Raw genomic sequence first — 15,414 nt, forward strand, 5'->3', positions numbered from 1 at the left:
CAAGTTAACAAATACAATGCTTTTTATTGAGCAAAAGTAATTGTCCAACTTAGTTAGCGGCACGTGGAGGCGGAAACGGTGCTGGAACGGACTGAAAAATAGGTGATAAATTGCGGTCTGGCTGCATTTAACAATAATTAAAAGTGTATCTTTTCCGATTTTGATGATGGGAAAGGGTACATTTTTGGCATTTTATAACTTGAAAGTTGTGCTTTGTGGAAAGCTGAAATTGATAATTATGAATATTTATTTATTCACTTAATATGTGCATACCAAAAGTGGCATCACTGATTTCATAAGCTATTTTTTCATATATAATCGAACTAATTTTAAAATTCTTGTAACATCTGGTTTAGTGACTGTTTATATCTTTTCTGAAAATGTCGATAGCAAGCGATTAAAGCAAAATAATGGGTGTGATCATATAGCATGTTCTCTTCTTTAGATAATCTAATAAACATAAAAAGTTCTCCAATGAAGAGAGCTATAAAAATATTACTAATTTACTTGTTAAAAATAAAAATCGAAAATTGCAATTTTAAGTAGAACACCTTATTTGATTTGGTAAATGTAATCTAATCTTCTTTCATATAATTCATCGGGGGTGTGGCAGGCTAAAATCTTGCCCGACAGGTTATTGCACCATTCTTCAATGTCATAGATTTGCATTAAGTCATAATCCTTGACATATTTGCCTTTGGGGATAAAGCCTCTAATTAACCGGTTATGTCGCTCAATCCCGCCTTTATCACAAGAAGAGTGTGAGAGTGCGCATAGTAAACCAGTGTCTGTGTTATTTGTTCTAACTGGGCTAGATTCGCAAATTCAAAACCATTATCGGTGGTAATGGTTTTGAAGACCTCGTTTCAGTGTTCTTGATATTGGCTGCGCAAGGTTTTAAAGGCTGGTCTAAAATAGCTAGGTCGTGATGTTTAATGAGGGCAAGCAAATACATAATGTTAGCAGGATTAATGCCATAACGTCAACCCAATTCTTTAGGCCCAAGTTGATAATTCCGCCCAAAATTTAAGATTTCAACTTTATCTTGCTTAGATAATTTAGCCATAATAAAAACCTCGAAGTTGTCCTAAGTTCGGGGTTCATATCATAGACTATGCATTTTTTGTTTGGCTACTTATACTTCTCGTAAAAATCAAGTGCAAAATAAAAACACCAAATTTATAAAATGTGGTGCTAATTATTAGTTTTAATACTGTGCAATTTAAGGATCTCAGATATTTTCATCATTTCGTCTTCTGAATCATTAGCAAGCGTAACTTGTATTATTAGTGCTTCACCTTCGTCAGCTGTTAAATGTGTTTCATAGCCGTTCTTTTTGAGAAATAATAGTGTTGCCAAAAAAGCCGTTCGTTTATTGCCGTCAACAAAAATATGTTTTTTAGTAATTTTTTGCATAATATAAGCTGCCTTCAACCAAATAGTTGGGTAAAGTGTATGCCCAAAAACAACCATTTGCGGTTGTTCAATGACTAAAGAAAGGCCTTCAGGGTATTGGATGCCTTGGTAACTTTGACCAACTCCTTCAAGAACATATTTATTAATAGCAATAATTTCCGCTGTGGTTAAGTAAATCATTCTTCTTTCAGGCGCTCCATTAATTCTTTATTTTCATTAAATAATTGTTTAATCATATTCTGAGTGTCGGAGCTTACTCTTTGTTTCTTACGGAAGGTAATTGTCTGTCCGTCTGGTGAAATTGTTTTTTCAAATTCATCACCGGGTTTAGCCTGAAGAATTTCTTGATCACTTTTTGTTAACCTAAGACCAAATGAATTGCCTGCTTTAAAGAATTTAGACTTTCCTGTTAGTTTTAACATCATATCACCTCGTAACTACATATTAGCATATGGTGATTACGACAGCTACTAATGATTCTTAATTTAAAAAATTTGATCAGTCGGCTGCTGCAATTATCTGTTTTTTCTTATAAATTTTTAGCATAAGAGCCAAGGTAACGGCGAAGGCCATTAAAATTACATGTAAGGAATAGTTAACCTGCGTGGCGCCAACAATACTTAAAAAATAGTCGAAGTCAGTGGGTCAGCAATTACTAAAATGGTATTTAAAATACCCATTGATGAGACTAAAACATTTCGGACGACTGCTAAAATCAAGTTTCAGCTACTATTGTCGGTAACAAGCAGCAAAAAGGCAATCATGTAAAGGACAAAGATAAAGACCAAAATTATCTGGTCAAAGTGAAAGCAGGTGTGCAGAATTTCTTCTTACTGGGGATGCCTGAATATGGCAAAGAGGTAGAAAAAGAGCTGGCAAAATATCAATGACTTACGGTCGGCACTTGCTGAGTTTGAGCAAATAACAAAAAAGTTGAACATCCGACGAAGGAAGTTCAACTTTTTTGTTTTATAAGGGGGTGTTGATTTTATTAATCCAATTAGCAAAGTCGCTTAGGTTAACGTTTGCTTCAGTTTTACCATCTTCAGCCTCTTTTTTGGTCAACTTAGCCTCTGGTGAGTCAAAAAAATTAACTATCCGAACATCATTATTACTAGCTTGATAATCAAAGCCATTTTCGAGTTTATCTAACACTGGATTATAAATAAATTCAGTAATAGTTTTGCTAGCTAAGTTGGCCTGCTCGTAAATCAGATTAAGTATATCTTTATCGAAATGAATCGTAGTAGATTTAGTGGGTACCTTAATGTAAGTTTCTTAATCTTATTAAAACTGTTTTAGCATGCCAGAACCCATGAGCAATCTACTAGGGCGATCATATTGCTTAATAATTACTGCTTTTTGATTTTTTGATTAATGCGCTTTATTTCTCGGGCAGCTTTCCAGTAATAAAAAGTCCAAAATACCAAAAAGATCAAAATGAACTCAGCTGTAAAAATAATCAGGTTTATCCAACTTAACGGAAACCAACCTGCAAGAATAGCCAAAGGAGTGAAACCGACATAATAGATAATAAAACTAGTTATTGTTTGCTTTAGGTATGACCATTTTCTGATGGAATAAACCATGCTGCCAAAGCCGAAAACCAATCCAATTAGCGCCCAGAGCAAAGCTGAAACTGCAACCGCATCTAAAGGACGAGCAAATTTTTTAACAAAGGCAAAAGTCGATGGATAATAAAATGAATTGGGATTTCCTATGTAGCTAAAAATTAATGAAATTACCAGGCCGATAAAAACACCTGTTGTTGCAAATCTAAAAGCGTAAGATAAATATTTAACTGTTTTTTTCATATGCCAAGCCTCTCTTTCAGGTTTCTGATATTACGTCTGGAAATTTGAATCCGATGGTTATTAGTTAGAACGACATCAATTAGCCCGTTGTCAAGGAGTTCGAGATGATCAATATAATTGAAGTTAAAAATTGCGCTCCTTGAAGCTTCAATAAAGTAATTGGGTAAGTTGGCCTTCATGTTAGACAAACGGTCGTGATAGGAAAACTGCTGGTTTTCTGTATAAATGTTAGTTTCTCTATTGGCCACCTCTAATGAATAAATATCCTGATATTTGACCGGAATAATTTGAGCCTGATAATGACACCATAGAACGTCATCGCTCGAGGACATTACTTGTAAAAAGTCGTTGATCTTGGGTGTCATTTCTTTGATCCAAAGTTCACCGTGTTCCTCCTCCAAATTAGGGTCGATGTGACAATTAATTTTCATCTCTCTGCCTCCTTTGTCATTAAGTATAGTCTATAGATTCGTCCTTTTTCCGTTTCTGCACTAAGTGGTCAAGAATTTGACATCAATGGTTGTTATGGGAGTACATTCGGCAGAGCCCTTAAAATGCAAAGCTATATAAAATAGAAATTTATCGTTCAAAATGTAACTAAATACTATTTGAAAATATTCTGATTAGCACTGATCAAAATATAAAAATTAGGACTAAATTAAAAATTCGCTTATAATAAAAGACATAAAGTAATAATTTGATAAGCATTTTATTTAAAACGCTTAAAGAAATTTATTGATAGATTATTTACTTACTATATTTTTAAAGTCCTTTTATTCTAGATTTAATAATGACTTTCTTTCATAAAATTTGTTAAATATCTGTACAATAAATTCTACATAATGAAATAAAGAGGAGAGACATCATGACTGAAAGAGCCTTTAGCACTGAACTGAATAGGTCGATTAGCGCAAAAGAAGCAAGTGAATTATCTAGGAAAGATGAACTAAATGATTCCAAAGCGTTTAAATGTGTTGACAAAAATTGTGGAATACCCTTAACGTGTACTAATTGGAAACAAACCGGTAAAAGATATTATTTTACACCGTCATCTAAAAATGACCTTCATATTGTTGATTGTACAGAAGTTTCTGAATCTGAATCAGCTAAACAGGCTGAAAAAGAAGCACAAGGAGCGAAAAGTACTATTCAGAAAAACGGTTTAATTAAAATGACTAAATCACTTAATAAAGCCGTAACAAATATTGGAGCTACCAATGATTCAACTGATACGTCAAGTCCTAATAAAACCTCTTCTCGTGCTAATACGAGTGGGAAAATAGGGCGCGAATCTCGAAATATATACTCAGTTGCTAGCTTTGTTGATTTATTTAAAGATAACAATCTTGATAATAATACCCAGATTGTTAGTATTAAGTCTAAAAAAGGAAATGAAGAATTATCTTTAAATGAATTGTTTGTTCCAGCAACGAATAAGAGATTTGATTGGGGTAAAATTAGAATTTTTTATGGAAAAGCTTTTCTTAGTAATACTACAAGAGGAAAAGATATGGTAGAAATAAGATTTTATAATAGTATTCTGCCTAAAATATATTCAAATATTAGCGAGCTTAAAAAAAGAGCAGCGACATCAAATATCACTGAATTTTTGGATAAGAATGTTAAAGCTACAGTTTATTTTAGAGGAAAATTAATTGATAGTGGAAGAAAACTTTATCCTTATAATGATACTTACTATAAGGATCTTCTGTTTCGCTAAAAATTATAAAGGCTCATCAGTTTGATTCTTTTTAAATTAGGTATTAATTTGAAATTTAGGTAAAATATAAAAGTGTTGTTTTTCTACTAAGTCATATTAATATGACTAGAAATTAATTAAGTACATTAATTGAGCCGCCAAATTGTTGGGGGCTTTTTTGTTCATATTAAACATAGGGTAAATTTAATTTAATCTAACTTTTCTTTTTTAAGATATTAGGGTGTATGAGGTTGCAAATCTATTAATTTTAATTCTAAAAAGTAATTTAAGGATTCCTGTCCGATGCAATTTAAACAATGATACAATTAACACTAAGCTACTGTGTAAAATTATGCGAAATTCAGAAAATAACATTTGAAAAAGAGATTAATGGTGTAGCATTGAATGCCAAATTAGATTTGGACGAATATTTAACAAAAGTCGGAGGAAGTCATGTCAAATACTACTACAAGTTTACAGCAAGGGCTATTCAGCGCTGCAGATTCATTGCGCTCGAAAATGGACGCTAATCAATACAAAAATTATTTATTAGGAACAGTTTTCTATAAATATCTTTCTGATCATATGCTTTATTATGTTTTGGAATTGCTAACTGATCAATCGGATGGAACGCTTGAGCAAGCCCAGGAAGTATATGAAGAAAACGCTAATGAGCAGGACCTGATTGATGAGCTAAAAATGTCCTTGGGCTATGTAATTGAGCCAGAATACACGTACAATAGTATTTTAAAAGCAGTGAATGATCATTCTTTTCAGGTTAAGCAGTTGGGGGATGCTTTTAATAAACTTGCAAGTAGTGATCAAGACTTTGAAGGATTGTTTGACGACTATGATTTGTACTCTAAAAGCCTGGGAAGCACGGCTCAAAAGAGAACAGACACGATTGCAAATGTAATTCAAGCGATTGGGAAAATTGAGTTAGTAAAAACTCCTGGTGATAGTCTAGGCGACGCCTACGAGTATCTAATCAGTCAGTTTGCCTCAGAATCTGGTAAAAAAGCGGGTGAATTTTACACGCCGCAGCAAGTTTCTGAATTATTAACGCGTTTAACATTAGTCGGTAAAGATTACACTGATGGCATGGCCGTTTACGATCCAGCAATGGGGTCAGGCTCGTTACTACTAAACTTTAAAAAGTATGTTCCCAACCATGACCGGATTACTTATTATGGTCAAGAAATTAATACTTCAACCTATAATTTAGCCAAAATGAACATGATTCTGCACAATATTGACCAAGCTAATCGTCACCTTCGCAATGGTGATACATTAGATGAAGATTGGCCTGCTGAAGAAGTCAATAATTTCGATGCGGTTGTCATGAATCCGCCGTATTCGTTAAAATGGTCTGCTAATAAGGGCTTTTTGGATGATCCACGCTTTTCTCCTTACGGCGTTTTACCGCCAAAATCGAAAGCTGATTATGCTTTCTTATTACATGGACTGTATCATTTAAAGCACAGTGGGGCAATGTCAATCGTTTTGCCACACGGAGTTTTATTCCGTGGAGCTGCTGAAGGTAAAATCAGACAAAAGCTGCTTGAGAATGGTTCTATTGATGCAGTAATTGGTTTGCCAGCAAATTTGTTTTACAGTACCAGTATTCCAACAGTGATTATTGTACTAAAGAAAGATAAGCAGGACCGTGATGTCTTGTTTATTGACGCTTCTAAGGACTTTGAAAAGGTTAAAACGCAAAACAAGTTACGTGAAGAAAATATTAACCGAATCTTGGATACTTATGCTAAACGTAAAGATGTCGAAAAATATGCTCATAAAGCTAGTTATGACGAAATTAAAGAAAATGACTTCAATTTAAATATTCCGCGGTATGTAGATACCTTTGAAGAAGAGCCTCCTGTAGATGTGCAAAAGCTAGTCTCTGATATGCAAGCAATTAAAAATGAAGAAGCTCAAGTAACTGATGAGATTAAGCAAGCGATGGACGAGCTGGTTGGAACGGATGAAGAGGCTCAAAAAGTGCTTGATCAGTTGAAAAATATCTTATAGAAGTTAGTAAGGTTAGATAAATGAGTGAATGTAGATTAGTGCCACATATCAGATTTATGAACTTTTATAGCGAATGGAATACAGTAAAATTAAGCCGTCTTTTAAATGTATACGATGGTGTACATCAGACACCTACATATACAAAAAGTGGTGTCCCTTTTGTTAGCGTTGAAAATATCAGAAATTTAAAAACCAACAAATATATTTCTAAAAATGACTTTGACTTGCAATTTAAATCTTCTAAACCAGCATGTGGTGACCTATTAATGACAAGGATTGGAGACATAGGAACCGTTAATATAATTAAAAGTGATGGAGATTTAGCATATTATGTTTCTCTGGCGTTATTAAAGCCAAAGGCTAAATCATGTAAAAATGTTAGAAACTCATATTATTTAATGTATTTGGTTGAAAGCCCTAGAGTAAAAAAAGAATTGTGGAAAAGGACTTTGCATATAGCTTTTCCTAAAAAAATAAATAAAAATGAAATATCCAAAATTACAATTTGTACAAGTTCTGATATTGGAGAGCAACAAAAAATTGGTGGTCTTTTTGCCAAATTAGACCGACTACTTGATTTGCAGCAGCAAAAGCTCGACCAGTTGGAATTGCTGAAAAAAGCCCTGCTGCAAAAGCTATTTCCTAAACAAGATGCAAAAATACCAGAATTGCGGTTTAAGGGCTTTGTGGAGGAATGGGGAGATTTTGTTTTAGGTAAAATAGCGAAGTTTCTAAATGGAAGAGCATATAAGCAGAGTGAGTTACTTGAAAAAGGTAAGTATCCCGTATTACGAGTGGGAAACTTTTATACTAATGACTCTTGGTATTACTCAAATCTACAACTACCAGAAAAGTATTATGCTAAAAAAGGAGATTTGCTTTATACGTGGTCTGCAACATTTGGACCACATATTTGGAATGGGAGTACAGTAATTTATCATTATCATATATGGAAAATAGAACTTTCTTCCTTATTAAATAAGGAATTTACTTATCAGCTATTGTTGGAAGATAGATCAAAGTTACTGAATAATACTAATGGGTCAACTATGATCCATCTAACTAAAAGTGAAATGGAGAGCAAACTAGTAAAAATACCTAATATTGCAGAACAACAAAAAATTGGCAACCTCCTTGCCAAAATAGACCGTTTAATTGAACTTGAAAATAAAAAATTTAGTAATTTAAAGCTAGTTAAAAAGTCCTTACTGCAAAATATGTTTGTTGAATAGTTGGAAAGGAGAATGACATGGTATTGACTTCGGTAAAAGAATCTCAAATGGAAGAAGCGCTGATTAATCATCTGACGCAAGGGACTAATCAGTGGCATCTACGAGAAGATTTAAGAACAATTCCGCAATTATGGGATAATTTTTTCAAAATTCTAGAAGATAATAATCGTGATCAGCTTCGTGATGTTCCTTTGACGACCAATGAGAAAGAGACCATTCGGACGCAAATCACGCAGCCCAATTTTTATCAAGCTGCCAAATTTTTGTCAGGTGCTAATCGGCAAGTGCGACACCATTTAAAGCGCGATAATTCGGCTTTGCCAGATGCAGATTTATTAATTTTAGACAATACTAATATATCTGGTGGTTCATCCGTATACGAAGTCGTTCACCAAGTTGAAGTCAATGCTTCAAGCCTGTCAGCTCTTGATCAAGATCGCCGCTTTGATGTTTCTTTGCTTATCAATGGTTTGCCCCTGATTCATATCGAATTAAAAACGCCCAATTTTCCTTATATGGATGCCTTTAGGCAGATTCAAAAGTATATTAAAGAAGATAAGTTTGGCGATATTTATAACTTTGTTGAAATGTTCGTTGTGACTAACGGTACTACTACGCGCTACATTGCAGCAGGACAAAAGTTGAATGCCAATTTTTTGACCACCTGGATTGATCTCAATAAGAAGCCGGTAGATGATTATCTGGAGTTTGCGGAAGTAGTTTTATCAATTCCAATGGCGCATCATATGATTGCAGATTACACGGTTTTGGATGATAAAGCACAAAAGATTATTTTGCTTAGACCGTACCAAATTCAAGCAATTCAGGCAATTTTTAATGCTTCAAAAGCTCGCAAGTCTGGCTTTGTTTGGCATGCTACTGGATCGGGTAAAACTCTTACGTCTTATAAAGTAGCGCGTAATTTATTACAAATTCCTGCTATCGATAAGACAATTTTTCTAATCGATCGTAAAGACTTGGACATGCAGACAACGACTGCTTTCAAAACCTATGCCAACAACGATACGATTGATGTCGACGATACTGCAAATAGTTTTGAGCTGGCAAAGCAACTAGGTGATGGCAATCGCAGTGTGATTGTGACAACTAGACAAAAGATGCATGCAATTTTTAAACGGATGGAGAACTCACCTGAAATTGCAACAAAATATGCGAAATTAAAGGACTTGCAGTTAGCTTTTATTGTTGATGAGTGCCATCGGGCGGTTACGCCAGCGCAAAAACGCGAATTGGATAAGTTTTTCTATCGTCAACCATTATGGTATGGCTTTACTGGAACGCCCATTTTTGCTGAAAATGCCCGAACGGAAAATGGCCAGGAGGCAAGAACGACCGAGCAATTATACGGTCCGGTTTTACATACTTATACCATTGAAGATGCGATTCACGATAAAAAGGTTCTAGGTTTTAAAATCGACAATCAAGGCGATAGCAGTCAAAGTGATAACGACGATGTTTATTTGACTGATGCTCATATGAAGGCGGTAGTTAAACGGGTTTTAGATTTGGCATATCGTAAGCAGGGCCTGAGCAATGGTCATCGTTATTCGGCAATTTTTTCGACTTCTTCAATTAAGCAGGCACAAAAGTACTACCGCATTTTTCGCGAGACCATTGAAAAGGGTGAAGTTCCTCGGCGGATTCAAAAAGTGGCGCCTGATTTTCCAAGAGTAGCTATTACTTATTCAATCTCGCAAAATGAAGCTGAATCGGCTGCTAACCAAGAAGAGATGAAAGCATCATTGCGAGATTATAATCAGATGTTCAATACTAATTTTTCAATGGGCGAATTAGGTGGTTATAATCACAATGTTAACGATCGTTTAGCTTGTAAAGAAAGGGTATATCAAAAGCCTAACCAACAACTTGATATTGTAATTGTTGTCGACCGGCTGTTAACTGGTTTTGACGCACCGCGGCTTTCGACCTTGTACCTTGACCGGCCGCCGATGAATCCACAGAATTTAATTCAAGCTTTTTCAAGAACTAACCGGATTTATGATGCAGGTAAAACTTGGGGACAAGTGGTTACTTTCCAATATCCTGATCAGTATAGTGACGCCATTGATACTGCGCTGACGCTGTATGCCAAAGGTGGCACGAATGATGTTTTAGCGCCAGATTGGTTAACATCTAAAAAACGTTATCAAAGTGCTCGGAAAAAACTTGATCAGTATATTGAAAATCCGGAAGCAGTCGACCAACTTGCTGATGCCCCTATTAAAGAACAAAAGAAGTTTCTGAAAATTTTCCAGGAATATGATAAGACAATTACAGCTATTAAAACCTATGATGAATTAGACACGCAAGAGGATCTTTTGCCAGCTGAACAGATAGATATTAATGATATTCCTTCGGCAACTCTTGATCGACTTGAGGGTACTTACAATAACATTATTGATAAGCTCAAGGCGGATAATGGTGAAAGCGATGAGCCAGTTGATATCGGGATTGACGAAGACTATGAGCTGGAATCTTTCCATACCAAAGAAGTTGATGAAGGTTACATTATGGGTTTGATCAGAGACTATATTTCTGATTCTAATAATGAAGTGGAACGGCGGGCTTTACCACAAGATTCAGGTAATCAAGCACAAGTCGACGATTATATTGATCAATACGCTAAGACTAATAAACCGCGCGCCGACCATATTCGCAGTCTTTGGAATGACGTTCAACGTGAACCTCAAAAATATTCTGCTCAAAAAGTTGAAGAAATCTTGCAACAAGAAATTGATCAAGATAGTCAGCAAATTTTGCAAGACTTTGCGAAAAACTATGGCTTAAATTATAGTAATCTCCAATATGTTGTTAAGAACTATGATCCTGATGTTAAAAATACGAAGGGGATGGGTGATTTAACGAGTAAGAAGTTTTTTGAACAATATAAAGAAGAACACCCTAATAGTGGCTTAACTAACTGGCTTAAATGGAAATCCGAGGTTCGTGAACAGGTGAAGGCCGTCTACACCACCAAGATTAAGCCCCTAGAAACAGAAAATTAAATAGTTAATAAGTGAAGTGGCCCATACTGGAAAAATAGTATGAGCTTTTTCTATCCATTTGCCGTGAGTTCATTGCCCTTATTGAGTGCATGCAATTTCTAATATATAATTTATCTTTATATACGGTTATGAATTAAAAGTACGGCTTTGGGAGTATTTACATGCAAAAGATCAACCAATTACGACTAGATTGTGCTATCAAGCAAAAAAGGTCTTCATATTATTTTAGCTTCTGTTTTAATCTGGTTGGCAATCACCTGTGTTCACCTAACAATGTGGCCGATTTTGACTAAAAACTTATTCACGTTTGTTTGTGCAGCTTTTTTGCTGCCAACGTCCTTTATAATTTCTAAACTAATTTAGGTTGATTTTCAAAACAAAGCAAATCCATTAACTGAGTTAGGAATTATCTTTTCAGTCAATCAAGTGCTTTACCTTTTAATTGCAATGTGGATTTATCCAACAATTCCTGACAAAATGCTAATGGTTATCACAAAACCTTTTTTGGCACACATTTGATGCCATACGATTGGCTATATAAATCACAAGTTTATTTTGTTTTATCAGGTATAATTCCAGTTCTGGTATTAACAATTGGCATCAATTTCGAGCCTTATATATTATTATATGTATGATTATAAATTAGCAGGTATTTATATAGATAGCATTCCTAGAAAGAGCTTATAATCTAAACATTAATTAGGTGTGGCTAAACTGTGTTATCATATATGCTTGAAAGCGATTTATTTAAAAGTGGTATAATTGCATATGAGTTAAAGAGTCAATTCTCTAACGCGTGTTCACTTTAAGGCGGGAGGTCAAAATGATGGAAAACAAAATTATAACGCTGGGTGAGGTCTTGGAAAAATTAGAGGCTGCAAAAGAACAAGAAAAATATGATACTGAATACTCTAAAGCAATTTTTGACGTTGAGGAGGGAGGAGAAGACAGGGAGATTAAAAAAGGCAAGAAATCTAAATCTTACCGTAGAGATTGGCTAGTAATCGCTGATATTTACTGTAATAATGAACATGAGAAATATAGTCAACATTTTCATTTAGAAAATTATATCCAGTTTAAACTAAAGAATGGAACTAGTTTAGGAGATAATTTTAAAACGAAGTGTTATCGTTACTTCCGAAATATTGCATTAATACTTTATATTAGAGAAGAGATTTTTGGGGAGTCAAAAGAAAAGCTGGAGCCGCTTTATAAAGAAGCAAAAAAATATTATGAAAATAAAAAGAATAAAATAAACGATGTAAAATTTGCTGTTAAAATGCGTAACGGATAGAGAGACTGTTGAATCATTAAAAACAATAGGTAATATAAGTATGTATTTGCTTTCAAACAAGTATTTGCCATTTTTGTTTAAATATGATGGAAATTTGATCATATCATCGGAGTATGTGATTGACATGATTTTCAGCGAAATTCAAAATCATTTAAATAATTGTTCCAAAGTACATAAAATAATACCCATTTTACAAAGCTCTTAAATCATGTTAATCTAATTTTAACAAAAATACCGATTTAGCTTTTACGGAAATGCTATCCGTTAAATAGCTTCAACATCATACTACCGGACTTAAAAAATGACCAATACAATTAAATATTACCTTTATACAGCCTTTAAAAATACACGCTTTTCCCGCATAATCAGCGTGTTATTTGTTGTTCAAATTTTAAAACTAAATTTAGTGCAATTTTCACTGTTAGAATCAATTTATATGTTTGCCCAGTTTTTCTCAGAAATTCCTAGTGGTATTTTAGGCGACATGTTTCAAAATAAGAAAGTAGTGCTTGCAGGTCTATTGGTCTCAGTGCTAACGCCACTAATAACAATTTCTGCGCTTTTTCTACCCAAGGACCTGGTTTTCCCAGTTTTGGTACTTTCTTTTGGGCTGGAAGGAATAGCCAATGCTTTAACCAGTGGTGCTGATGATGCTTTATTTTATGAGGGGATCCGCAATGATGGTGCAGAAAACAGTTACGGCAAAATCCGCGGGAATATGCAATTGATTAGCTCAATTATTCTCGGGTTAGCCACGGCCGTTGGTGGGTATTTATTTACCCTTAATGTCAAAATGCCATACCTCTTTCAGTCATTGTTTTTACTCGGAGCAATATCTATTATCGCTGTTACAAAAGAACAGAAAAAGATTGCGACATCTGAAAATGAAACAAAAGAATCATACTCGCGCATGTTAAAAAGTATTTTGTCAGTTTTCAAAGATATGGTTCATTCGCCAAACATTCTTTTTTTGTTTATTTTTATGATTATCATCACAGCCGTTGTCAATGCGATTTTTATGCTGCTACCCAATTATCTTTCCCAGTTGGGTTTCGATGCATCCGCAAACGGCAGCGTCTTTATGTTGTTTAGCTTTGCGGGTGGTCTAGTAGCCACACAGGCATATCGTTTAATTAAATTAAAGTTTTCAACGCTAACAATTTTAATCGCTAGTATATTATTAGTTTCAACCGGGCTGCAACTGCAAAGCAACAAGTATTTCTTTTTGCTAGGTGCCGGCTTACTGTATATTACGTTAGATATTTTAGATCCGGTGGTCATGCAAATGCTAAACTTGTGGGTTGGCGATCAGTCTCGTGCAACTTTTATTTCTGGCTTGTCCTTTGCCACTAGTTTAGTCACGATGATCATCAATCCAATTATTGGAGCAATTGTGCAAAGTTACGGGACAATTATTATGCTAACTTCAACTACGGTCGTTACAGTTGTGCTGATTGGCATTGCATATGTCTTAATTTTACGAACAAAGGGAGGGTCCAGTCATGAATAAAATAGAAACTTTACGTTACCTTGATCAGCATCAGATTAATTATGAAAAAATTGATCATCCAGCTGTTTTCAATATGGCCGATTTAGCTAATTTACATTTGCCTCATCCCGAAGCAGATGCGAAAAACTTATTTATTCGCGACGATCAGAAAAAGCATTACTATTTACTGACGGTTAAGGGCAATAAAAAAGTTAACCTGCAGGAATTTCGCCAAAAATTTGGCACGCGGCGGTTAACTTTTGCTTCACCAGAAGATTTAAAAAAGTTTTTGCAAGTAACGCCTGGCTCTGTCACGCCCTTAGCGTTACTAAATAATGTAGATGTGCAGATTCCACTATACTTGGATGCGTATTTTTTGAAACAGCCTCTTATTGGCATGCATCCCAATGACAATACAGCAACTATCTGGCTTAATAGTGGTGACTTGATCAACTTGATTAAAGCACATGGCAATCCTGTCCATTTAGTTGATTTTGCTTAAAACGACTAAATTAGTTAGATTTCTTTTTTCAGGATTTCAACTAAAACCTTTTCTTTTAGTTCCTGGCTATCGACTTTAGTCGTGATTTCATATCCGCGAGCAAGAACATCACATAAATATAACTGCGACACTTGGCCAGCAACAGTGCCAACGCTGCTAAATTCACTCACAGCGGTTTGGAGCTGAACGTCTCCAAGTTCCGCAATTGGGGAGTTAAGATCATTCGAAATAGTAATGATTTTAGCTCCATTTTTTTTGGCAAATTTTAGGGAATCGTAAGTATCTTTTGTATGACCTGAAAGGGATAAGCCAACAACAACATCTTTTGGGCCGAGTAACGAACTGATCTGAACCTGAATATGCGGATCACTTTCTGCGTGAGCAATTAATCCGATTCTTAGCCAGGTCTTGGCAAAATCGTTGGCGGATTCGCCCGAATGCCCAACACCAAACAAATAAACCTGTTTAGCTTGAGCTAACAAATTAATTGCTTTATGTAGATTGGCGCTAGTCAGTAGGTTTTCGGTTTTTTTAATTGAATCGATTAGCATCTTGGCACTATCAGTATAAAATTCGCTAGGAGTCGAAGTTAACTCGTTGGTTTTGGTTAAAGACTCTTGGGCCAGAAAAATTTTTAGCTTGGCAAAACCAGTAAAACCCAATTTCTTACAGAGACGAATAATTGTCGCATCACTGGTATTGGTGGCTTTTCCTAAAGATTTAATTGAGTCATAAATTACGTGTTCAGAATGGGTGGCAATGTAATTGGCCAGTTTGATTTCCGATTTAGTTAAGTTGTCTTTATTTTGATTAAATAGCTGAATGAAGTTCATTTTTTAAACTCTTTCTTGATTATGTCTAAATTATAACAGTTTTTTTCTGGCAATCGATTGCAATTACCGGATAAAGAT

At 34.9% G+C, this 15,414-nt stretch carries 13 protein-coding genes and 3 pseudogenes; 9 read left to right on the forward strand and 7 right to left on the reverse strand.

The features are described 5' to 3' along the window. Positions 1–552: 552 nt before the first annotated feature. From J3U54_RS03385 to J3U54_RS03410, 6 genes and pseudogenes are all read right to left on the reverse strand, one after another. Positions 553–905 (reverse strand): annotated as a pseudogene (locus J3U54_RS03385) (IS30 family transposase); the annotation flags it as partial. Between the two features lie 289 nt (positions 906–1,194). Next, positions 1,195–1,596 (reverse strand): type II toxin-antitoxin system death-on-curing family toxin, encoded by a 402-nt coding sequence (locus J3U54_RS03390; RefSeq protein ID WP_267385096.1) that lies wholly within the window; start codon positions 1,594–1,596, stop codon positions 1,195–1,197. Continuing rightward, entirely contained in the window at positions 1,593–1,838 is a 246-nt protein-coding gene (locus J3U54_RS03395; RefSeq protein WP_267385097.1) for a hypothetical protein, read from the reverse strand. Before J3U54_RS03395 ends, J3U54_RS03390 begins: the two co-directional genes overlap by 4 nt. Before the next feature lie 547 nt (positions 1,839–2,385). After that, entirely contained in the window at positions 2,386–2,571 is a 186-nt protein-coding gene (locus J3U54_RS03400) for a hypothetical protein (protein WP_267385098.1), read from the reverse strand. Between the two features lie 197 nt (positions 2,572–2,768). Next, positions 2,769–3,230 carry a DUF3021 domain-containing protein gene (locus J3U54_RS03405; protein WP_267385099.1) on the reverse strand — a complete coding sequence of 154 codons (462 nt, stop codon included), beginning with the start codon at positions 3,228–3,230 and terminating at the stop codon, positions 2,769–2,771. Beyond that, positions 3,227–3,661, reverse strand: a complete 435-nt coding sequence (locus J3U54_RS03410) for a LytTR family DNA-binding domain-containing protein (protein WP_267385101.1) — start codon at positions 3,659–3,661, stop codon at positions 3,227–3,229. Before J3U54_RS03410 ends, J3U54_RS03405 begins: the two co-directional genes overlap by 4 nt. Positions 3,662–4,095: 434 nt before the next feature. Between J3U54_RS03410 and J3U54_RS03415 the strand changes: the two genes are divergently transcribed. The 9 genes and pseudogenes from J3U54_RS03415 to J3U54_RS03445 all read left to right on the forward strand — a co-directional run bounded on the left by J3U54_RS03415 (position 4,096) and on the right by J3U54_RS03445 (position 14,503). Further along, a complete protein-coding gene (locus J3U54_RS03415) occupies positions 4,096–4,950 on the forward strand; it encodes a hypothetical protein (RefSeq protein WP_267385102.1) in 855 nt (284 codons plus the stop codon). 432 nt (positions 4,951–5,382) lie between these two features. Further along, entirely contained in the window at positions 5,383–6,960 is a 1,578-nt protein-coding gene (locus J3U54_RS03420; protein WP_267385103.1) for a type I restriction-modification system subunit M, read from the forward strand. Positions 6,961–6,980: 20 nt separating this feature from the next. Next, a complete protein-coding gene (locus J3U54_RS03425; protein WP_267385104.1) occupies positions 6,981–8,192 on the forward strand; it encodes a restriction endonuclease subunit S in 1,212 nt (403 codons plus the stop codon). 17 nt (positions 8,193–8,209) lie between these two features. Next, complete coding sequence (locus J3U54_RS03430) at positions 8,210–11,218, forward strand: type I restriction endonuclease subunit R, EcoR124 family (protein ID WP_267385105.1); 3,009 nt, start codon at positions 8,210–8,212, stop codon at positions 11,216–11,218. A 192-nt stretch (positions 11,219–11,410) separates the two neighbouring features. Continuing rightward, a pseudogene (locus tag J3U54_RS09135) lies at positions 11,411–11,737 on the forward strand (DUF7010 family protein). Next, positions 11,731–11,853 (forward strand): annotated as a pseudogene (locus J3U54_RS09140) (DUF7010 family protein); the annotation flags it as partial. The pseudogenes J3U54_RS09135 and J3U54_RS09140, both read left to right, overlap by 7 nt. A gap of 188 nt (positions 11,854–12,041) precedes the next feature. Further along, on the forward strand, positions 12,042–12,512 hold the full coding sequence (locus J3U54_RS03435; RefSeq protein ID WP_103752039.1) for a hypothetical protein: 471 nt from the start codon (positions 12,042–12,044) through the stop codon (positions 12,510–12,512). Between the two features lie 301 nt (positions 12,513–12,813). Continuing rightward, positions 12,814–14,022: an MFS transporter gene (locus J3U54_RS03440; protein WP_267385106.1), complete on the forward strand. Its 1,209-nt coding sequence runs from the start codon at positions 12,814–12,816 to the stop codon at positions 14,020–14,022. Then, positions 14,015–14,503, forward strand: a complete 489-nt coding sequence (locus J3U54_RS03445) for a prolyl-tRNA synthetase associated domain-containing protein (protein ID WP_267385107.1) — start codon at positions 14,015–14,017, stop codon at positions 14,501–14,503. The genes J3U54_RS03440 and J3U54_RS03445 overlap by 8 nt, the downstream gene beginning before the upstream one ends. Before the next feature lie 14 nt (positions 14,504–14,517). Here the strand turns inward: J3U54_RS03445 and J3U54_RS03450 are convergent, their stop codons facing one another. Further along, entirely contained in the window at positions 14,518–15,336 is an 819-nt protein-coding gene (locus tag J3U54_RS03450) for a MurR/RpiR family transcriptional regulator (RefSeq protein ID WP_267385108.1), read from the reverse strand. Positions 15,337–15,414 lie beyond the last annotated feature (78 nt).

Source organism: Lactobacillus sp. B4007 (assembly GCF_026535895.1).
GTDB lineage: Bacteria > Bacillota > Bacilli > Lactobacillales > Lactobacillaceae > Lactobacillus > Lactobacillus panisapium.

Excerpts from the sequence above, each read along its gene's own strand:
- J3U54_RS03410 (WP_267385101.1), bottom strand. The coding sequence starts at position 3,661 with ATGAAAATTAATTGTCACATCGACCCTAATTTGGAGGAGGAACACGGT.
- J3U54_RS03450 (WP_267385108.1), bottom strand. The coding sequence starts at position 15,336 with ATGAACTTCATTCAGCTATTTAATCAAAATAAAGACAACTTAACTAAA.
- J3U54_RS03430 (WP_267385105.1), top strand. The coding sequence starts at position 8,210 with ATGGTATTGACTTCGGTAAAAGAATCTCAAATGGAAGAAGCGCTGATT.
- J3U54_RS03395 (WP_267385097.1), bottom strand. The coding sequence starts at position 1,838 with ATGTTAAAACTAACAGGAAAGTCTAAATTCTTTAAAGCAGGCAATTCA.
- J3U54_RS03420 (WP_267385103.1), top strand. The coding sequence starts at position 5,383 with ATGTCAAATACTACTACAAGTTTACAGCAAGGGCTATTCAGCGCTGCA.
- J3U54_RS03440 (WP_267385106.1), top strand. The coding sequence starts at position 12,814 with ATGACCAATACAATTAAATATTACCTTTATACAGCCTTTAAAAATACA.
- J3U54_RS03405 (WP_267385099.1), bottom strand. The coding sequence starts at position 3,230 with ATGAAAAAAACAGTTAAATATTTATCTTACGCTTTTAGATTTGCAACA.
- J3U54_RS03425 (WP_267385104.1), top strand. The coding sequence starts at position 6,981 with ATGAGTGAATGTAGATTAGTGCCACATATCAGATTTATGAACTTTTAT.
- J3U54_RS03390 (WP_267385096.1), bottom strand. The coding sequence starts at position 1,596 with ATGATTTACTTAACCACAGCGGAAATTATTGCTATTAATAAATATGTT.
- J3U54_RS03435 (WP_103752039.1), top strand. The coding sequence starts at position 12,042 with ATGATGGAAAACAAAATTATAACGCTGGGTGAGGTCTTGGAAAAATTA.
- J3U54_RS03415 (WP_267385102.1), top strand. The coding sequence starts at position 4,096 with ATGACTGAAAGAGCCTTTAGCACTGAACTGAATAGGTCGATTAGCGCA.
- J3U54_RS03445 (WP_267385107.1), top strand. The coding sequence starts at position 14,015 with ATGAATAAAATAGAAACTTTACGTTACCTTGATCAGCATCAGATTAAT.